General features: G+C 54.7%; 14 protein-coding genes. 7 read left to right on the top strand and 7 right to left on the bottom strand.

Translation table 11 applies throughout. The features are described from left to right. The coding region (locus ACI9KD_RS04140) for an NHLP bacteriocin export ABC transporter permease/ATPase subunit (RefSeq protein ID WP_414979893.1) at window positions 1-2,568 on the top strand (2,568 nt) is incomplete at its 5' end. Window positions 2,569-2,938: 370 nt separating this feature from the next. Here the strand turns inward: ACI9KD_RS04140 and ACI9KD_RS04135 are convergent. From ACI9KD_RS04135 to ACI9KD_RS04125, 3 genes are all read right to left on the bottom strand, one after another. Beyond that, window positions 2,939-3,550 carry a thiamine biosynthesis protein ThiC gene (locus tag ACI9KD_RS04135; RefSeq protein ID WP_414979892.1) on the bottom strand — a complete coding sequence of 204 codons (612 nt, stop codon included), beginning with the start codon at window positions 3,548-3,550 and terminating at the stop codon, window positions 2,939-2,941. A 164-nt stretch (window positions 3,551-3,714) separates the two neighbouring features. Next, window positions 3,715-4,311 carry a flavin reductase family protein gene (locus ACI9KD_RS04130; protein WP_414979891.1) on the bottom strand — a complete coding sequence of 199 codons (597 nt, stop codon included), beginning with the start codon at window positions 4,309-4,311 and terminating at the stop codon, window positions 3,715-3,717. A 42-nt stretch (window positions 4,312-4,353) separates the two neighbouring features. Beyond that, window positions 4,354-5,022, bottom strand: a complete 669-nt coding sequence (locus tag ACI9KD_RS04125; protein ID WP_414979890.1) for a crotonase/enoyl-CoA hydratase family protein — start codon at window positions 5,020-5,022, stop codon at window positions 4,354-4,356. Between the two features lie 188 nt (window positions 5,023-5,210). Between ACI9KD_RS04125 and ACI9KD_RS04120 the strand changes: the two genes are divergently transcribed. From ACI9KD_RS04120 to ACI9KD_RS04100, 5 genes are all read left to right on the top strand, one after another. Continuing rightward, entirely contained in the window at window positions 5,211-6,623 is a 1,413-nt protein-coding gene (locus tag ACI9KD_RS04120) for a DUF3336 domain-containing protein (protein WP_414979889.1), read from the top strand. A gap of 161 nt (window positions 6,624-6,784) precedes the next feature. Next, window positions 6,785-7,075, top strand: coding sequence for a putative quinol monooxygenase (locus ACI9KD_RS04115; RefSeq protein ID WP_414979888.1), 291 nt, complete (start codon window positions 6,785-6,787; stop codon window positions 7,073-7,075). A 52-nt stretch (window positions 7,076-7,127) separates the two neighbouring features. Further along, complete coding sequence (locus ACI9KD_RS04110; RefSeq protein WP_414979887.1) at window positions 7,128-8,456, top strand: serine hydrolase domain-containing protein; 1,329 nt, start codon at window positions 7,128-7,130, stop codon at window positions 8,454-8,456. Between the two features lie 10 nt (window positions 8,457-8,466). After that, window positions 8,467-9,306, top strand: a complete 840-nt coding sequence (locus ACI9KD_RS04105) for a PhzF family phenazine biosynthesis protein (protein ID WP_414979886.1) — start codon at window positions 8,467-8,469, stop codon at window positions 9,304-9,306. Between the two features lie 185 nt (window positions 9,307-9,491). Then, on the top strand, window positions 9,492-12,827 hold the full coding sequence (locus tag ACI9KD_RS04100; RefSeq protein WP_414979885.1) for a TonB-dependent receptor domain-containing protein: 3,336 nt from the start codon (window positions 9,492-9,494) through the stop codon (window positions 12,825-12,827). Window positions 12,828-12,925: 98 nt separating this feature from the next. Here the strand turns inward: ACI9KD_RS04100 and ACI9KD_RS04095 are convergent, their stop codons facing one another. From ACI9KD_RS04095 to ACI9KD_RS04080, 4 genes are all read right to left on the bottom strand, one after another. Then, the gene (locus ACI9KD_RS04095) at window positions 12,926-13,210 is read right to left on the bottom strand and encodes a hypothetical protein (protein WP_414979884.1); all 285 of its coding nucleotides are present in this window, start codon (window positions 13,208-13,210) and stop codon (window positions 12,926-12,928) included. A 255-nt stretch (window positions 13,211-13,465) separates the two neighbouring features. Beyond that, window positions 13,466-14,830 (bottom strand): YjiH family protein, encoded by a 1,365-nt coding sequence (locus ACI9KD_RS04090; RefSeq protein ID WP_414979883.1) that lies wholly within the window; start codon window positions 14,828-14,830, stop codon window positions 13,466-13,468. Between the two features lie 51 nt (window positions 14,831-14,881). Next, on the bottom strand, window positions 14,882-15,871 hold the full coding sequence (locus ACI9KD_RS04085) for an MDR family oxidoreductase (protein WP_414979882.1): 990 nt from the start codon (window positions 15,869-15,871) through the stop codon (window positions 14,882-14,884). A gap of 9 nt (window positions 15,872-15,880) precedes the next feature. Beyond that, window positions 15,881-18,037 (bottom strand): cyanophycinase, encoded by a 2,157-nt coding sequence (locus tag ACI9KD_RS04080; RefSeq protein ID WP_414979881.1) that lies wholly within the window; start codon window positions 18,035-18,037, stop codon window positions 15,881-15,883. A gap of 148 nt (window positions 18,038-18,185) precedes the next feature. Between ACI9KD_RS04080 and cphA the strand changes: the two genes are divergently transcribed. Continuing rightward, the gene (gene cphA / locus ACI9KD_RS04075) at window positions 18,186-20,972 is read left to right on the top strand and encodes a cyanophycin synthetase (RefSeq protein ID WP_414979880.1); all 2,787 of its coding nucleotides are present in this window, start codon (window positions 18,186-18,188) and stop codon (window positions 20,970-20,972) included.

The following is a 20,972-nucleotide window of genomic DNA, read 5'->3' as shown; positions in this document are numbered from 1 at the left end:
GTTGACGAAGCGACAGCGTTACTCAACAACTGGTGTAGCGGTCTTGCTAAAGGTGCGTCGCAGGACAACCGGGTCCCGCGCGACAGTCTGGGCGTGACTCCGGGACAGAATCAGTCCATCCCCGGCGAGAGTTGTCTTAGAGCGTCCAATGAGCTCGTTTGGACGAGGCCAGTCGAAGGAACACTGTGCTTAATGGGTTTACGAGATATTGTCCTTGGCGACAATTTTATACCCTTAGCTTCAGATACATGGATAGAAGCGCTTGAGGCAGCTACGGTTACCTCCAAGACAACGGCTAGTGTTATCTCGGAAGGGGGTGTTCTTGCGGCGCTGCGTGCTTTTCATGGAATGCTGTTAGAAGCTTTCGCACGCAATAGCCGTCGGGCAGAGGATGGCTTTCAGCAGCAGATCGATAGACAAGCCGTGGCTGATCGTGAACGCCTGCGTGCCGGGTTAACCGATCTTGCCTTTGTTTCACGTCCCGATAAATCCCAGGCAGTGCCTGATATTGTGCCCGGCGAAGCTCTGCTTTCTGCTTGCATTATGGTTGGATCGGCGCTGGGCATTGACGTGCGCTCCCCGTCGCGGGAGCAGGGTCATCAATTAGATGTTGCCGATATCGCGCGAGCTTCTCGGATTCGTACTCGGCAGGTCGTGATGAAGGGTGACTGGTGGCAGAGCGATAATGGTCCTCTTCTTGCGTTTCGAATTGAGGACGGTGGGCCGGTCGCGCTCTTGCCAGTGACTACAAATCACTACGAACTGCTTGATCCCGTTGATGGGTCACGTAGGCGTGTCGATGCTGATGTCGCAAAAACCCTTGAGCCTCGGGGCAACACGTTTTTCCGACCGTTTCCAGACCGAGCTCTTAACGGTAAGGACTTGCTGGCGTTTGGCTTACAGGGCTGTCGCTCAGATCTCATCATGGTGTTCGTGATGGGACTTGTGGCCGCGACTCTGGGTCTTCTCACACCTCTGGCAACAGGGATTATCTTTGACACGATTATTCCTGGTTCCGATCGTGGACAGCTGGTACAGATATTACTGATCCTTGTGGTGGCAGCGATCGCAATGACGATGTTTGGAGTCACAAAGTCGATTGCACTGCTGCGCCTTGAGGTGCGAATGGGCGCTGCCGTCCAAGCTGCAGTGTGGGATCGATTGCTGGCGCTTCCGGCAAAGTTTTTTCGCGACTATAACGCCGGCGACCTGGCGCAACGCAGCCTCGGGATTGATCAGATCCGCTCTATTCTCTCTGGTGTGGTCGTATCGACCATTTTAGGGGGCATGTTTTCGAGCATGAGCCTGATCATGATGTTTTATTACGCGTCGCCACTCGCCTGGATAGCGATAGGGCTTACCGCCGTAGGAATGCTATTCGCGGGGCTAACTATTTATCTGCAACTGAAACATCTGCGCAAAGTTATAGATCTGGAAGGCGCGATTTCTGGTATGACACTGCAGTTTATTACAGGTGTTTCCAAGTTGCGTATTACCGGGGCAGAGGATCGCGCTTTTGCGATCTGGGCCAAAATATTTGCGAAGAAGTGGAGCTACTCTTTTAAGGCTGGCGTCACCGGTAATGTTCTGGGCGTTTTCAATGCGGTGTTCCCCATTGTTTCGACCATGGCGGTGTTTTCCTATCTGATATTGAACGAGGCTCTTCAGCTCACGACGGGCAGTTTCCTTGGGTTTATGAGTGCGTTCGTGGGTTTTCAAGGTGGCATGCTGCAAATGACTTCGACGCTGGCCGGCTCGCTCAATGTGGTTCAGTTGTACAACCGTTCTCGTCCGATCCTGGAGGCCCTGCCCGAAGTCGACGAATCAAAGGTTTCGCCTGGTGAACTCCGGGGTCGCCTGGATGTGGATCAAGTCTCGTTTCGTTATCAGGACGATGGTCCTCAGACCATCAAGCAGGTAAACCTGCATGCGGCGCCCGGGGAGTTTATCGCCATCGTTGGTTCGTCGGGATCAGGAAAATCGACATTGTTGAGGCTCCTACTGGGTTTCGAGACGCCAGATTCGGGCGCCCTTTACTGTGATGGCCTGGATATGGCCTCCATCGATACTCGCGAGGTTCGGCGACAGACCGGGGTAGTACTGCAAGACGCGATGTTGATGCAGGGAGACATCCTATCCAATATTATTGGTTCTGCGAATCTGACTCTGGAAGACGCCTGGAAGGCGGCTGAAATGGTGGGTATTCGGGAAGAGATTGAACAGATGCCAATGAAGATGAGCACCTTGGTGCCGATTGGCGGAGGTACCTTGTCGGGCGGCCAATGCCAGCGTCTGATTATTGCGAGGGCTATCGTAAAGCAGCCGCGTATCTTGCTCTTAGACGAAGCAACAAGCGCTTTGGACAACCGAACGCAATCTGTTATTAGCGAAAGCCTCGAGGGTTTGAATGTCACACGAATTGTCGTCGCTCATCGCTTGAGTACGATCAAACATGCTGACCGTATTTACGTTCTTGACGCCGGAGAAATTGTAGAAGTAGGTGCCTACGACGAATTGATGCAGCAAGACGGTGTATTCGCGGCGCTTGCTAAGCGACAGATCGCGTAGGTTTTCTAGTGCTGGGTATCCGCAGTTAGATGCGAATAAACCGCTAAAGCGCGGTCAATGCATACCCAAGATAGTCTCTGGTAGCCCTGTTGACTCCGCACGCCGAGGGTTTTCGTGCTTTCTCTCATGAAGTGATAAGTCTAAGCTTGGCCGGCTTTTTGGCGTGCTTTTTGGCGTGCTTTTATGGGTGGTGTAGTCAGCAACGCAGCACTTCAGCAATGGTGTGCAGAAGGGTAATACCTTGCGGTAGAAGGTCAGCGCTGTTTTTATCGCAGCAAAGGGGAGAGCCCTGTCTTGCCCATGGCTCACGGTTTTCCTATGTCGTCTTGGGACCCGGGCATTATCGGCCCTGGCCTGGCCTGGCCTGGCTCTAGCCTTCCTTGTGGTCCCCATCCGGCAGGGTCAGCAGGCAGAGAGCCAGCAGCGCCGTCGCCAATACGCCCGACGCGCCCGCCAGAGGCAAGTCTCCAAAGATATCGCGGCCCGCGGCCATTGATGCCGTATTGCTTAGCAGCGCGACTATGCCAACCAATGCGCTCGCTCCGCCCAGTAGCCGTGATCCTGCTTTAAGCCCCGTTAGGCCGAAAACGATCAGGGCCAGTGCCAGCAGCACTTTCGCCGCGTTATAAACCATAAAGGAAAACGCGACGACTGCCTTCGCCGCCGGAGCTAGCCCTTCGACGTCACCACTGGCCTCGAAAAACGGACCGAACATGGTTAGACCAATACTCACCTGAACAACGTTCAGCACAGCCGCTGCGGTGATGGCCGACCAGGCGAGGTGCTGCCGGTCGGTCTGAACCATTGCCGATCCGGCAAAGGCCGCCAGCATTACGAAGAGAAAACCCTCGGTGCCCCACAAGAGCTGGCGGGGAACATCAGCCTCGGAGACATAGAGAGCGGTATAGATAGCCTGAGTGACCGCGGCAAGCAAAAGCAGAAGCCCGGTGATCTGTGCGCTGCGTTTAAAAGTGAAGTCCATCTTGAGTCTTGCCTATGTCTACACGTGTAATGCCATGTAAACACAATCGTCTCCGGTGGTCATGCAGTGTAGGCCCGCATTTTGGACGACGGATTAGCCGGCGCCGCCCCGCAGGGGGGAAGCGGCCGCTAGGTTGTTTAGCTTATGTCCCTTTGCGCGGCAAGCTAGGGGCGTTCTCTAGACAGTACGCCACCCAGTACGCCATAGTCCAGATAGCCCATACGCGTTAGAGGCTCCATAGCCAGTGTGTCTACGAGTCCATCCCTAACGTAGGCGTCATCGATGTGCACGGCAAGTACGCGCCCGAGGACGAGGCTCCAGACCATCTCGCTGTCTTCTTCGTGAGGAAGCTCCACCGTCTTGATGTAGCGGCATTCCAGATGTGCGCGCGCCTCTGCGACTCGGGGCGCCTTCACTAAGCGGGACTCGCTCTGCGTGAGTCCCGCTAGCTCAAACTCATTGACGTGAGCCGCAACATGCTTGGCCGTGGCATTTACGCTGTCGATCAAATCCACCGAGGCAAAGTTGCATACAAAGTCTCCGGTAACTTCGATGTTGCGCTGAGAGTCCTTTTTGCTGGCACTGGAAAATCCGACAATGGCAGGATTCGTGGCTAGCAGGTTAAAGAAGCTATAGGGTGCCAAGTTAGGGATGCCCTCTGCATCAAGCGAGCTAATCCAGCCAATAGGTCGAGGTGCGATTAAGGCCTTCAAAGGGTCGTGGGGAAGGCCGTGATCATTTGTTGCGGTTTCGTAGTACATAGCTCAGGTTCCGGCCCGTAGTGCAGGCGCGCGTTGAGTGTCTCAGGACATGCCGGCTAGGTCGTCTTTCATCAGTCCCAGAGTGTAATCACGTATTAGCAGTTTGTTAGCCGCGTACTGGGCAGGAGGTAGTTGTGCCAAGTGCTGTGCGATTTCCATACAGCGACTTTCTAGCTGCTTCGCGTCGACGACTTCATCGAAAAAACCCGCAGAAACAGCTTGTTCTGGATCGTAGACCTCTGATTGCAGCGCGGCACGGGTGAGATGTTCTTTGACGATACGTGATGCGGTTAGTGCAACCAGGATTGGCGGCAAATCCATGCTGATAGCCGTCTCGGGGAGAGTGACTTTGAAAGCCCCGCGAGTACCTACACGCGAGTCACTTGCCATGACGATAAAGGCGCCCATCGCCACGCAATGCCCTGTGCAAGACGCTACAAGTGGTAGTGGAAAGCCGGTTAAACGGATGAGTAGTTCAAACCCGCGCTTCACCATTGCCTGGCCTTGTTCAGCACCCTTTTTAAACTCTCCCAGATCAAAGCCGGCAGAGAACATGCCAGCTCGCCCACGGATAATGACCGCGCCGGCCTTTTCACGCTCGGCTCGATCTAGTCCCGCGGTCATATCGTCTAAAAATTGATGACCCACAACGTTAGCTTTGCCATCGTCAAAGTGCAGAATGACCACGTTGTCTTGCTGGATGTATTCCATGTGTATGTCTACCTTGAGAAGAACTGCGACGCATACTGCCAGTCGGCTTGGTAAGCGGCAACTCCCTCTGCTTATTGTGGTAATGCTATTCCGGTGGGCCTGCGATGGAGCACACAGTATTTGCTTTGAATCATAACCTTGTGGCCACAGACCGTTTATCATAGGCGCTCTATAATGAGGTTTAGTGCATGCTCATAAATACCCAAGGCCGGCTGAAGCGAGCCCTCAGTCAAGCAGGCAGCTACGAAGAGTGGATGTCGGCGGCACAGGACTATGATCGTAGCAAAGGGTTGGATCGCTGGCGTCAGAAGGACTCTACGAGGCAATACGACAATGTCTCTATTCGAATACGCCTTGACTCCTTACAGAGCCTTAAAGCACGGCACGATCTACGCGGCCTGCTATATACCCTTAACGAAGGTATCCACGGAAACATGGGCGGTATGGGGCGTTCGGGCCTGTATGGACATGCGTTGGCGGGCACAAAAACACTCATCGAAAAATACATCGAAGAAATCGTAGACACCCTCGAGATGCTTCACGAGGATTCCAGCGGTGAAATCAGTGAGGAAGAAAAGCTCGAATTTTTCTGTCGCGCGAGTCATTGCTTTGGACGTTCCGCTTTTATGATGAGCGGTTCGGGTTCACTCTTGTTCTTTCACGTGGGCGTCATTCGTGCGCTGGCCGAAGCGGAGCTATTGCCAACGGTTCTTTCGGGATCCAGCGGCGGCGCGATCGTCGGTAGCATTGTGTCCACGCATACAGGTAAAGAGCTGCTTGAACTCCTTCAGCCCGAGTATTTCATGCAATACATTCCTCAGGTGGGCCACGAGCAGCACGCGTCTCGTCTGGCTGAATTAGAAGCTGCTGTGCAGCAGTTCATTCCTGACATTACCTTTCAACAGGCTTTCGCCAAGACCGGTAGAGCCATGAATGTCTCCATAGCGCCTGCCGAGACACACCAGACGTCACGACTGCTCAATTCCATTACATCACCCAGTGTGCTGATTCGTAGCGCGGTGATGGCGTCGGCCTCTGTACCCGGCATTTTTCCGCCGGTGACGCTCGAGGCATTGGATAGCCATGGGGAGAGGAAGCAGTATCTGGCATCCCGAAAATGGGTAGACGGCTCGGTGAGTGATGATCTTCCTGCCAAGCGCCTGGCACGGTTATACGGCGTGAATCATTTTGTCGTAAGTCAGACGAATCCGCATGTTCTTCCGTTTGTTACTGATGGTCACCGAAAGAAAAGTGTCAGCAGAATTCTCGGGGAGGCAGGGCGTCGGTCGGCACGGGAATGGTTTAACGCCGTCACCTTGTTAGCGGAAAGGGTGGATCGCAAGGGCGGGGTTATCTCTCAGCGAGCCAGCCTGATGCGCTCAATCATCAACCAGGATTATGTGGGCGACATTAACATTCTGCCGGATTATACGTTTCAGAACCCTCTCAAACTGCTGACGTTTCCTGGCGAGAAAAAATTGCGTCAGCTCATTGCATCGGGAGAGCGCTGCACCTGGCCCAAGCTCGAAATGATTCGCCTGCAAACGCGGATTAGTAGAACCTTGGATGTGATTCTCGCGCAATACGGTAAACCGTCTTAGCTTTAAACTCTCAGTTAGTTCGGTCTGTGCCAAGGCGCACCGATCAAGTCCGCGCTAGACTGGCATCGCTAGAACCGACGTGGGTTGTGTTCACTGTGATTTTATCGTGAGCGGAACTTGCAAAACCAAGCAGGAAATATCCACAAACAAGGAAGATCAACATGGCTATTGGCGTGATCGCGACACTGAAAATACAAGAAGGTAAGAACGCAGATTTTGAACAGGCGTTTCAGGGCCTTGCGGAAAAGGTGAATGCGAACGAATCAGGATGTGTTTTTTACGCGCTGCATCGCAGTAAGTCTGACCCACAAGAATATAAGGTGCTTGAGCAATATGCCACAGAGGCAGATCTTGCGGCCCACGGTCAGACTGAGTATTTTCAGGAAGCCAACAAAGCACTGGCAACTCTCGTGGCTGCCGCGCCGCACATCGAACTACTGGACGCCGTTTGACTCCAGTACTGACAATGCGGCGGTGCCGCGGGATTACTAAATAGGCCTTACTATGTTGACTGATGTGTTTACTGGTTGGTTTTCCCGCAGTGCTTTGCTAGTCGCCGCGCTAATCATGAGCGTGGCCTTTGGGAGTCTGGCGCAAGATGCGCTCCTATCCCCGAAAGACAGCGATCCAAAAACCCTGGCTTGGATGCTAGGTGCACCTCCGCAGCCCTCCAAGCTTGTTCGCTACAACGACCTCAGTTTCTACCGTTTTCCACAAACCCGCTGGGCGTTCTCTCATTTTCGAGAACTAATGCCGACCAAGCGAGTCTGGCGGGGTGTCGGTCCAACAGTACCTCTCGCTTACCAATTGAACAGCGATATAGATGCGGTGGAGTTCACGCCCATAAATGGTGAGTCGTCTATGACCTGGGCGCAGATGCTGGCTGCCGCCTATGCCGATGCGGCACTTGTATTGCATCGTGGTGAGGTGGTTTACGAAAGCTATTTTGGAGCTGGGTCTGCGCAGCTTCCACATATCTCGTTTTCTATGACCAAATCCTACTACGGCACGGTGGCAGCAATGCTACTTGACGAGGGTTTGTTGGATGAAGAAAAGTCGGTAGGTGGCTATCTCCCGGAATTAGTCGGCAGCGGTTTTGGCGATGCAACGGTGCGCCAGATTTTGGACATGACCACGGCCATTGGGTACTCCGAAGATTACACGGATCCCAATGCCCAGGTGTTTGATTTTGCGCGGGCCGGCGGGATCTTTCCCCGGGGTGACTATGACGGCCCTGAAGGCTTTTATGCTTATGTGGCGACCTTGAGCAGACAAGGCGCGCACGGCGAGGCGTTCAGTTACCGGTCGGTGAACACTGAGGTACTGGGTTGGCTGATCGCTCGCGTTACCGGTGCCAATGCCGTGGATGTGCTGCAGGAGCGAATTTGGAGCCGTCTTGGTGCTGAAGAAGATGCCTACATTCTCGTTGACTCTCTGGGGACCGGTTGGGCAGCGGGTGGATTGAATGCGACGCTTAGGGATCATGGTCGCTTTGGAGAGATGATTCGTCGTGGTGGTCATTGGAACGGACAGCAGCTGGTGCCAGAAACGGTGATTGATGACATACGTCGCGGAGGCAGCCCCGACAAGTTTGCCAAGGCCGGCTATGCAACCTTGCCAGGCGCGAGTTACCGAAATCAGTGGTGGGTGCATCACAACCCGAATGGGGCTTTTAGTGCGCGGGGTGTTCACGGGCAAACGATTTACATCGACCCTAGCGCAGAGATGGTGATCGTGCGATTGGCATCACACCCTATGGCGGCGAATGCCAATTATGATGATGTCTCTTTGCCTGCTTACCAGGCTATTGCAGACTTTCTGTCGACGCCTTGAGTGGTCTGTCGTGACTAGCACACTAAAATTCAGTCAGGTCGACGTGTTCTCTAGCGAGCGCCATCGAGGCAATCCTGTGGCGGTCGTACATGATGCAGACGCGCTTAGCACCGAAGACATGGCGCGTTTTGCGCGTTGGACCAATTTGTCCGAGACCACATTTCTTTTGACTCCCAGCGATTCTGAAGCGGACTATCGATTGAGAATTTTCACCCCCGGTGGTGAGCTACCCTTTGCCGGGCATCCGACTCTGGGTAGTTGCCATGCCTGGCTTGAGGAAGGAGGGACTCCCCAGTGTTCCGATGAGATTTTCCAACAGTGTGAGTTAGGACTTGTTCGTATACGCAATACTGCACAAGCGCTGTCTTTTGCGGCACCAGATCTGTTGCGTACCGGCCCAATAGAACCCGAGCTTGTGAATACACTGATGGCCGCACTGAGTCTGCCTGCGGATGCACTCCTGGATCATCAGTGGGTGGATAACGGACCGGGTTGGTGTGCCTTGTTGCTTGATAGCGCTCAGCGAGTACTGGACGTGAGTCCTGATTTTTCCGCCTTGGGTACTAACTGTCTTGGATTGGTTGGACGACACGCAGCCGGTTCGGACTCTGACTTTGAGGTTCGTGCCTTTGTGCCGGATATGGGAATCCCTGAGGATCCGGTCACCGGGAGCCTGAACGCGAGTATCGCGCAGTGGCTCATCCGCACGGGTCAAGCGCCCGCGAACTACACTGCGACCCAGGGGCGGGTACTGGGGAGAGCAGGGCGTATTTGTATTAATGGTACCTCCGACGAGGTTTGGGTAGGCGGAGCGACAGAGACTGGGATTCGGGGAGAAGTTAAGTTCTGAGCGCAATTTTTACCCCCTTCCACGTCTTTGCAATCTGCCTCGGATAGTGTTTACTAGATCGAAGTCCCCGCAAGACACTTCACAGCCTAAAGAAACTCAAATATATGAGTACCCAGGCTTATCATCCCGGAGGAGGGGTTTGCACAATGAGGAAGCATTGCCAAAAGAGCCGATCGGTACTCAGTTTGAGCGTAGCTGCAGCTGTTGCGTCATTAACAGCTGTCACATCACAGAGCGTTTTTGCTCAAACACAAGGCCGGGATATCCAACTGGAAGAGATTGTCGTTACTGGATCGCGCATTTCTGGCGACCCCAATGCCATCGCTTCGCAGCCGGTTACTAGCGTCAGCGCTGAAGATATTGCCATTTCTGGTGAATTCAGCATTACAGACGTCATCAATGATATCCCTGCTCTGTTTTCGTCTAATACATCTGAGAACTCCTTGGACGGAAGCCAAGAAGCATCTGTTGCCGATGGTACCAATACACTGAACTTACGTGGTTTGGGTGCTGCGAGGACACTGGTCCTTGTTGACGGTCGACGTCATGTTGCTGGATCAGCGGGTACCCAGGCGGTTGATGTGGGCTCACTTCCCATGAAACTTATCGAGCGCGTAGAAGTCCTCACCGGCGGCGCGTCGGCCGTATACGGTGCCGATGCGGTAACAGGGGTTGTTAACTTTATCCTCAAAGACGACTACGAGGGTTTTGAAATCGATCTACAGACGGGTATGTCCGGTGATGGCGATGCCAGTCAGTCTGCAGTGTCTGCCATCTGGGGTGCCAATTTTAGCAATGGCCGCGGTAACGTTGCGGTGACTCTGGACTATCGTACGGACGAAGGATTAAAGGCGGGGGAGCGTGGCGCTTCAGGCCTACTCACCGGCACAGGTCGTGATTGGGTGAACCCAGAGCTGCGATTCCAGCAGGGCGATATCACAGGTGATACTCCCAACTTCCAGCAGTACTTTAACTTCCAGAACACCGGACTGACGGACTTTGGTTTGCCTATCCCATCGCAGGAAGACTTTGTTGCGGATTACCAGGCTGAGTTCGGCATGGCGCCGTCGTTTACAGACGCAGAACAGGCACTGTTCAGTCAAGCCTCTAACGCTCCTCAGCGTGCTGTGGAATTGGGTCGTGGATTCCCATTCACATCGGGCTATGGCTACATCATCCCGGGCAACCCCTATACCTTCGAAGGCTTTGATCCGGATGTCCCCATTGATCTGGATAACAATGGGCGCAACGACTGTCAGGATTCATTTACCGGTTACAACTCCGTATTCGGCGCAGCGTCATTTGGTGTGGTAGGTGGTTGCTGGAACGTTGATTCAGCAGGCGGCTATGCGCCGGTGCAGGATGGTCGCGTTGCCGGTAACTTCCAAGGCTTTGGTGGTGATTCGCTCAATACGATTCAGCAGTCGAATAGCTACCTGATTACACCGGAAGATAAAATTACCCTGAATATGGTCGGTCATTTCGACATTAACGAAAATATGACGGCATTTGGTGAGTTCAAGTACGGTTGGCAGGAAAACACCAACCAGGAAAGGCCTCAGTCTTTTTGGGACCTGTTGTTTGGTGCGCCGGACAACCCCTTCCTCCCCGCATTTATTCAGCCCGTCGCTGACGAATTAGGTGGGGTTGCGATTACGCTTGACCCCATTGGACTCGGACCTACTGAGCGTATTACGGAACGTGAAACCTTCCGCTTTGTGGGTGGACTGGAAGGCACCTTCTCCAATGGCTGGACCTACGAGGTCTCCGCTACCTACGGCAAATTTGATCAATCCATCCAACGTAGCAATGAGGTGATTGTTGATCGCTTCCTCTCTGCGATTGATGCGGTGACGGATCCTGCGACGGGCAGCGCCGCCTGCCGCTCCTCTGTGGATCCCAGTGCCCCAGTAGTGGCCACGCCCTTTGATATTCCAGTTTTTGATCCTGGGTATTATTCGTTCACACCCGGTGATGGCCAGTGTGTTCCACTGAATATTTGGGCGGGTGAAACAGGCATTACGCCTGAGGCTGTAGACTTTGTGACGCGCGCAACAAGTGAAGATGCGACCCTGGAGCAAACCGTGTTTGCGGCAATTGTTACGGGTGATTCCGCCGATTGGTTTGAGCTTCCGGCCGGTGCCGTAGGCTTCGCTGCGGGTATCGAGTATCGCAAAGAAGAATCCGAAACCTCCTTTGATTCCTACGCTCTGGGTATCATCCCCGAAGGAGCGCCCTTCGCGGCGGGTACAGAGCTTTCCGATGTAAGCGGTAATAGCAATCTCCTGTTCCGCCCAGCGCTGTCCAACAGTAATGAGGTCGGTGACTACGATGTAACGGATGTGTTCTTCGAAGTTAACGTTCCCTTGCTCTCGGGCGTGCCCTTCGCAGAGTCGCTGGTGTTCGACGCCGCTGTTCGGGCCTCGGATTACAGCACTATTGGCGAGGCGTACACCTGGAAGACCGGTCTTTCATGGACGCCTATAGAGGATATTCGCTTCCGCGCGACTGTCTCACAGGCGGTTCGCGCGCCAAACATCAACGAGTTGTTTGCGCCGACTACCGGTACTAACTTCCGTCCTATTGATCCTTGTGACGCCGCTCAGCTTGCAGCGCTGTCTGGCTCTATCGGTGCGCAGACCCAAGCGAACTGTGTGGCGGATTTCGCAACCTTTGGGCTGAGTCCTTTTGATGCTGAAGGTAATTACGTTTATGCAGATCCCTTGTCTGCATCGTTTGGTGGTACGCAAGGCGGAAACCAGGACCTGCAGGAAGAGACGGCTGATACCTACACCATCGGCGTAGTGCTCCAGCCAACGTTCCTTGAAGGGCTGACTATAAGCGTGGATTACTGGTCGATCGAGATCGAAGATGCGATCGAAGAAGTGACCGCTCAAAACATTGTGGATGCCTGTTACCAGGGCACCTCGTTGAACGAGGCCTTTTGTAGTCAGTTTTCACGTAATTCGAATTCATCTTCGGTGCAGTTTGGTGGCTTTAACTTCTTGCAGGTTTCGCCAATCAACTTTGCCAACCTTGAGTCGGACGGTGTGGACTTCCAGGCCGCTTACGACTTCTCTTTGGGTGAGCACGGCTTTAAAGCTTCTGTGGGTGGCACTTACGTGAACAGTCTGAACCGCTTCTCCGATCCTCTGGATTCCTCGGTGGTCGATGTCGAGTTGGGTGAGGTGAACCGACCCGAGCTCGCAGGTAACATCTGGCTGAACTGGTATTGGAAAGACCTTACGGTTCAGTGGCAGAGTCAGTATCAGGACGAGCAGCTGCTAGCATTCGTAGAGATTGACACTTTCCAAGAGCTCTACGGCGACTCGGTAATGCAGGATGAGTACTGGCAGCACGATATAGCCGCTACCTTTAGCATTAAGGAGACTATGAGTGTCTATGGCGGTGTGCGAAACCTGACTGACGAGCAACCGTTCATTACGAACCGAGGCTATCCAGCCAGCCCACGTGGAACCTACGTTTACCTTGGCTTCAACATGGTATTTGGTGGGTTCTAGTACACAGCCGGTCCTGTAAGCGACCTAAAAACCAGCCGCCTCGCGAAAGCAGGGCGGCTTTTTTTGTCTCGCGTTGAGTCTCTGAAGCTTGGGGTTAGTTACGCTAAACGACGGTAGACCCTGGTCACCAATTCTTCCGCAATGAGCATGCCTGCTACGACGGCGATAAAAGCCAGTACACCGTGCATCGCGCCGGCGAAGTGAATACTGTCACCGAGCACACGATCCACGGCGCCGAGCATGACGAACTTTGATCCGAACAATATTAGCCAGGCGCTGAAAAAGCGCAGGAAGGCCCACAGTCTGCCGCTGCGCTGATCAAACCATCCGGCGACGCGATGTTCCAGTGCCAGGGTTCCCTGCAGTAGTAGTTGTAGCAACACGGCAGCGATGAGCGAAGTGCTGAAGTTGTCGATGGATACCCGCGACCAATACTCGGCAAACAGATTGATGACTACAAGGTCCGCAAGTAATGCAATCAGATAGCGAGTAAGTAATCGCTGGCGCGTTGTTGGGATTTCCGCAGTCGCGGCGACTATGTGGTGATGAGTTTTGATGGGGTGACCCTATGTCGATGATTAGCGAATTGAGCTTAGGATATTAGCTGCGCATGCTTGTGCTTTGCCAGACCTTCCGAACTAAGCCATAAACAGTTTTGCTGCCACCACCGCTATGGGAAACCCCACGAGGGTGCGCATGACAAATATGCTCAGCAAAGTGAGCACATTGACCTTCAGAGCGCTGCGCAAGAGCAGTGAGCCAACTTCTGACAGATAAATCAGTTGAGTCAGAGATACGGCGGCGATGACGAAGCGTGTCAGTTCGCTTTCTACGCCTTGTCCAATAGCAGCGGGTAAAAACATGTCGAGGAACCCCACCATAAACGTGGGAGCTGCGGCGCGTGCATCCGGTAGGCCAAACCATTCAAGTACAGGAATGAGCGGCGCAGAAAGAATCTGCATTACGGGGGTAAACTCTGCAAGTGCCAGACCCAAGGTGCCGATGAGTACTACCAGTGGCACCAGTCCCATCCAGATATCCATCACGTGCTGTGCGGACGTAGCCAGGTACTCTGTTGGGTTCGGGCCGGAGGCTGCGCGTTTGCGCGCGGCCGACGTCGCTCTCGACAATAGGCTCACGCCCTCGGCGTTCTCTATGGGTTTCTCTTGCGCGGTAGTCTCGCCCGGGAGCGGACGGATGCCGCGCAGCGGCGGCAATCGGGGCAGTAGTATGGCGCAGCACAAACCGATGATCACGATGGTCGCGTACACCGAGAAAAAATGTTCACGCAAACCGATAAACTCAATCACGAACAAACAAAATGGCAGGCTGGTCACGGAGAAGTTGGTGGCAATAACGATGGCTTCTCGACGGGAGTAGTGGCCCTGTTCGTATTGACTAATAGTGATGAGTACGCCCACGGCAGCAGCGGCGAGCCAACTTGCCAGGGCATCCACCGCAGCGCGTCCGGGTAAGGTAAACAATCGGCGAAATAGCGGCTGCAGTAGCGTGCCAAAAAACTCCATCAGTCCGTAGTCTGTGAGCATGGGGAGTAGAAATGACGCGCACAGGAATATCGTGACGATTGTCCCGCCCAGAGAGAACAGGGCCACGGCGCCCGTATATTCATTCCAGACAAACTCTGGGCCCACTTTGAATACAATCAGCCAGGCACACAGAGTGCTCAGTAGTCGCAGTGCGATCCAAAAGAGCGGAACGCTGAAAACGCGCGTTATGCCATGTTCTCGATAGCGCGCCTGAAGATTGGGACTGAGTGCTCCAGCGATGGTTAGGAGTGCAGAGAGTGTGACAATACCGAGTAGCAACGCAGGCATCGCATCGCCGATAGCAGCCCTCAGTGCGTCAGCTGCGACACCCAAAAGTATTGTCCAGGCCCCATCGTGGTAAATGGGGCAGAGGAAAACGATCGCGCCAATTAGCGATGGGAGAAGAAACCGCCGCAGGGGCGCGAGCTCAGTACTTTGGAGTGTGGGCTCGCTCATGACGGCAGTGCCTCGGGGTCGCTGCAGCTCAGGTGGTGATTCAGCAAAGCGCTATCGCGCAAGATCCACGACGGCTCTTCCGCGAACCTTCCCCGCGAGGATGTCCGGGGCACGAGATAATACTTCGCTAAACGGTAGGTCGAAGGACAGAGCTTCCAGCTTATCCATGTCCAGTTCCTTTGCGAGACGGTTCCAGGCGATGAGTCTGCGTGCCATGGGGGCCTGCACTGAATCAACGCCTTGCAGACGAACACTGCGTAGAATGAACGGCATGACAGTGGCTGGCAGGTCGGCACCCTGGGCAAGGCCACAAGCGGTAACTACGCCGTCATACCGCGTTTGGGCGATGGCATTGGCTAAGGTATGGCTTCCCACACAATCAACGACGCCAGCCCATTGCTCTTTCTGCAAGGGCTTGCCACGCTCCGACAGCACGGCGCGATCGACTATGTCCGCTGCGCCCAGAGAGTCTAGGAATTCGGCTTCGCTCATTCGGCCGGTCGATGCTACGACCTCGTAGCCCAGGCCCGCGAGCAGACTGATCGCGATAGAGCCCACTCCACCGGCAGCACCTGTTACGAGAATGGGACCGTCGCCGGGCGCAGGGCCATTGCTCTGCAGTGCCATAACGCTAAGCATGGCTGTGTAGCCAGCGGTGCCAATTGCCATTGCCTGAGCATTCGAAATTGAGTCAGGTAGCTTCACCAGCAGATCTCCGCTGACGCGTGCTCGCTGTGCATAGCCGCCGTGGAGGTACTCAGACGCGCCGTAGCCATTCATTACGACCCTATCACCAGCGCTAAAGTCGGCGTGTTGCGAGTCGATGACAGTGCCTGAGTAGTCGATACCCAGTACCAGAGGGTGACGCTGCGCGATGGGCGCCGCGCCGGTTATCGCTAAACCATCCTTGAAATTTAGGGTCGAATAGTCCACGGATACCGTGACGTCGCCCGCGTCCAGGTCGTCGAGGGTGAGAGTTTCGTAATCGCAGCTGTAGGAGTGATCCTTGCGAGCGACAAGCGCGTTAAAGCTGTCTGACATGTTCAATCCTTAATGAAGGGCTACAGGGTCGCCCAGAGTTTGCAGCCACTGGGGAGCATTGAATACCGATTCTTTTTCGCCCAGTGCAATCTGATAATCGCGGGCGAGGTCATCAAGCGCTTCTTGCAAGAGGGCCGTCGCTGCTGCGGAGCGTTGTGCCGTAGCTCCGGCCAGATCATCAAGTCGTACACGTTGTCCAGGCTCGAGCAGGTAAAGTCGTACGCCTGAAGGGTCGGGGACCTTTGGCGCCAGTCTGACGCGATCCAAGTTGAGTTCAACCACCACCACACCGTTGCTGCCTATGGCTTCTATTTCATGCTCGTTGCCATGTATGATCAATCCAGCACCCTCGCAAAGGCCAAACCCAAAGCGCTGCTGCTCCGCGGTGCAGGCTATGAGGAGGCGCCCCAGGCGATGTCGGCGGAGGAAGTTCTGGTCAATGAGTCCCAAACGCGTAAGGCCTATGCCGCGCTCAACCACCACACCGGAGAAACTGGCATCCTCGGAACTGCCATAGCGCCAGGCCGCGACACTATCGCCTTCGGCAATCATGCGTGCGCCCAGCGCGGTTGCGGATGCGGCGACCGCTATCAACGGTGTGCCTCGTTCATAGGCCGTCACGATGCTGTGCAGCACTGGTGTGGCTTCTGCACAATGTAGCAATGCTTCTGTCACGCGTCGCTGATCACCGCCGGTAAATAATAGACTGCCCATGCGATCGATGGTTTTGAGTAGCGCCCGATCACGGCTTGCCCGTTCAATGTTGTGCAACGATATTGGTAAGAGCTCAGCCTGAATATTTTCTTTAGCCAGCCAGTCGAGGTAGCGCTGGGCCATCGCGGTAGGTTCGCCGGATGCGGTTGCAAGTACACCCACCGGTTCACGAAGCTCGCTCAATAGGGTGTTACGCGTGGCGCAAGGCCAGTTGATGGGCGTGCTGCCTAGCAGCACCAGGCGCGCCCCGGGCGAAGGATCCGGACGCAAGACCTGTGTGCTTTCGTTTAACGGGCATGCATCCAGCGCTGCGCAGTGAATATCCAAACCAAAATTCAGAGCGGTATAGCGAATCTCTCCGCTGCGCACCGCACGCAGCGCCCTGGAGCGTCGAGGCCGCCGTTGGATATGTAGCGTCACCTGGTTTCCCTGCGGTGCGTCAAACGCGCTGGCGCTGTCCTTGCTGTAAAACGTGGGATCGCTCTCCACGAGTCGCAGCATCAGGTCATGAAGTCCATAGCTGGCGAAAGCGTTCCTGCGCACCGGTGCTGGAGAGCGGTAGGATGCTCTTCCTACTCTGGTGCGGCGTTTGTCTGCTGCGGGTATGGGTCTGCCCCGCTGTAAGTCAATCGCATCGCCATCATCCAGAAATGACACTCGTGCACTGCGAACCGCAAACTCACCGTCTTCGAAGCTGGCTTTGCGCAGGTCGATAAACAGAATGCCGGTTTCGCCTACCACTTCGCCCCGGGAGCCCTGAACGATGAGTGCACTGTTCTCATCGATGCCGAACGCCAATGACTCGCCCGACAGTTGAGCGGCTTTGATAAGACGACCTACACGTCCGCGCTGTAAAAAATGCTGGTCGACCATACCCCAGCTAAAAAATCCAAGGCCTTCGCCGAGTCGAAACGCGTCAAAATCGTCCTTCGCGCTTTCCCGCATATCGACGCCGCGGCTGATTGCATTGAGGGATGTACCGCCGAGAATCATTGGGCCAGACATTATGGCCGCCCCTGCGGAGCTGCCGGCGATAAGCCCGCCAGTTAGGTAGAGTTCGCGAATTGCCTTGAGCGCAGGCGTTTCGATACCTTCTTGAATCAGCGTTTCGACGATTCGTGATTGATCGCCGCCAGTGAAGAACACACTTCCAAAAGCCTGGAGCCGTTCGATCAAGTGAGGGTCATGCGCAGACTCGCGACGGTTCTCGTAGAAAACAGGAATCAGTTCGGCGTAAAAGCCATGAGCTCGAAATTCATCCACGGTTTCGGCGCCTACATCTTCCGGAACGCCCGAAGCCATGGAGCAGATGGCAATGCGGCCATTGCAGCGTTCATACAGCGCCTTAAATAGCGCTGTGTTGTCCGCTTCGAAACGGCCGCCGATAAGAGCCAGGGAGCCCAGAGCCTGGCGGTCTTCTCGGTGAGTAGTTTGAATGAGATCGGGCGTCAATGTGCGTACCGGGATAGAAGGTTCGAATGTGATAAAACACGTTTCTCATTATCACCAATGTGGGGTGATTTAGCGAACATCCAGCGCTTTCAAGCGACCACTTCTGCGGTTAGAGTAGGCAATACCCAGAAGGATTCGGAGTTTTCCCATGCAGTTCCTCGATACCAGTGTGTACCGCGGCCCCAATGTTTATGCGCTTTTTCCAGTAATTCGGCATACGGTTGATCTTGGTGTGCTCGAGGAGTGGCCCACAGCGCGGCTAGGGCCTGAGTTTGTGGACGCGCTTGTTGCGGCTCTTCCCGGTCTTGCAGATCACGGATGTTCCTACCAGGAGCCCGGCGGATTGATCCGTCGAATGCTTGAGGATGAAGGCACCTGGCTGGGTCATGTGTTGGAGCACATGGTGCTGGAGTTGCAAGGTATTGCTGGCTATGAGGTGTCTTTCGGTAAAACGCGATCGACGGACGAGACCGGTGTCTACGATATGGTCTTTGAGTTTGAAGAAGAGTTTGCGGGTATTCAGGCCGGAAAACTCGGACTGGATTTGCTGCACTCGCTACTGCCCAGGGACCTGAGGCCAACAGACGCCCCCGAGGACTTTGACTTTGCTCAGGAACGTGATCAATTTATCCGTGCCTGCCAATCTCGTTCTCTCGGTCCGAGTACGCACTCGCTTGTAAAGGAAGCTGAGGCACGAGGCGTGCCCTGGATACGTTTGAACGAGCAGAGTCTTATTCAATTGGGACACGGCCGCTATCAGCAGCGATTACAGGCAACGATCACCAGCGCTACGTCACACATTGCAGTGGAGCTGGCTTCCGAAAAGAATGAAACCAATCGCATTTTGGGTAACCTGGGTCTGCCCGTTCCCCGCCAGGCATTAGTGTATCGCTTACGACGAGCCATCGCTGCTGCCGAGCGTATTGGTTATCCGGTGGTTCTAAAGCCCCTGAACGCGAACCATGGTCGAGGCGTGACCACCGACATACAAAATGAAGAGCAGGTTGAAAAGGCCTACGACAAAGCCAAAGAGCATAGTGACGGCGTCATCGTCGAAACTTTTCTGGATGGTCTCGATCATCGGCTGCTTGTGGTGGATGGACAGTTGGTCGCGGCCGCGAAGCGCGTACCCGCGCACGTGGTGGGCGATGGCAGCTCCAGGGTGGAAGAGTTAGTGGCCAAGGTGAACGAAGACCCTCGTCGAGGTGTAGGTCACGAGAAAGTGCTCACGCGGATATCGCTTGATGCGGCGGCTGAACGCATGTTGATGCAGTTGGGTATGAGCAGTGAAAGCGTTCCAGGAAAGGGTGACATTGTTTACCTTCAGCCTACGGCGAACCTAAGTACCGGCGGAACGTCTGTGGATGTCACAGACGTGATTCACCCGGACAACAAGAGCATGGCTGAGCGCGCCATTCTTGCGCTGGGCCTTGATGTGGGCGGCGTGGATTTTATTACCACTGACATCACGCGCTCCTACGGAGAAGTCGGTGGTGGTATTTGTGAGTGTAATGCCGCTCCGGGTTTTCGCATGCACGTCGCACCCTCACAGGGGGAACCTCGGAACGTGGCTGGGCCGGTCATCGATATGTTATTCCCTGAGGGGAGTCCTTCTTCAATACCTATCGCGGCGATTACCGGCACCAACGGCAAAACAACCACCTCACGGATGCTTGCGCACATCCTGAAAATGTCGGGGTTGACTGTAGGCCAGACGAGCACTGATGGAGTTTATATCGACGGTAGATTGACCGTAGCGGGGGATATGACAGGCCCCAAAGCTGCGCAGATCGTTTTGCGTGATCCCTCGGTGAATGCCGCGGTTATGGAAACAGCCCGGGGGGGAATTTTACGTAGCGGTCTTGGCTACCAACGCTCTAACGTCTCCGCCTGCCTGAACATCGCTGCCGATCATCTGGGCCTCAACGGCGTGAACTCCCTCGAGGACCTTGCCGAGGTCAAGCGTGTTGTCGTCGAAGTCGCCCGGGATGCGGCGGTGCTCAACGCTGACGATGTTCACTGTCTTCAGATGGCGGATCACTGCACGGCGAAGAAGCTCTGCTACGTCACCATGAATCGTTCGCACCCGCTGGTGCGCGAGCACATCAAGGCGGGCGGAACTGCATTGGTTCTCGAGCAGGGGATCAACGGGGGCATGATCACTCTGTACGATGAGCAGGGGCACAACCTTCCCTTGCTGTGGACTCATTTGATCCCGGCCACTTTGGAAGGCCGCGCGATGCACAACGTGCAAAATGCTATGTTTGCAGCGGCTCTGGCTTATCACATGCATGTTGACTTGGAGAATATCCGGCAGGGATTGCGAACTTTTGATAGCACCTTCTTTCAGTCGCCCGGTCGTTTGAATGTTTATGACAAGCATCCGTTCAAAGTGATCCTGGATTATGCTCACAACCCCGCGGCTGTAAAGATGGTTTGCGACGTCGTTGATCGTTACGAAATTGGTGGTCGTAAAATCGTGGTGCTGACCATGCCCGGTGATCGGCGTGATGAGGATATCGTGGAGGTTGCCGGGATCGCTGCCGGTCACTTTGACCACTATATTTGCCGACGCGATGATAATCTTCGGGGCCGCAAACCCGGCGAAGTTCCGGGTTTGCTCAAGCAAGGCCTTTTGGATGGTGGCGTTCCGGAAGACTGCATTCAAATTATTGAACACGAAGAAGAGGCCAATCAGGCGGCGCTGGATATGGCGCTAGGCGGTGACCTTCTGTTGATTCTCGCAGATCAGGTTACCCGGTCTTGGAAGCAGATTATTTACTTCCAGCCTGGAGAGAACGTTGTGAGCGAGCAGGGCGAAGGTCCCGTTGTTGAAATTCCTGAAGAGTTTATCGGTAGTTTCTCGTTCTCGGACGATCTGGAGTTGATCCGCGATGAGCGCGGTGTGCGCATAGCCCGGGAGAGCGACGACTAG

The organism is Congregibacter sp. (genome assembly GCF_047617445.1).
Lineage (GTDB): Bacteria > Pseudomonadota > Gammaproteobacteria > Pseudomonadales > Halieaceae > Congregibacter.
This window is presented reverse-complemented; position numbering and strand designations above follow the sequence as displayed.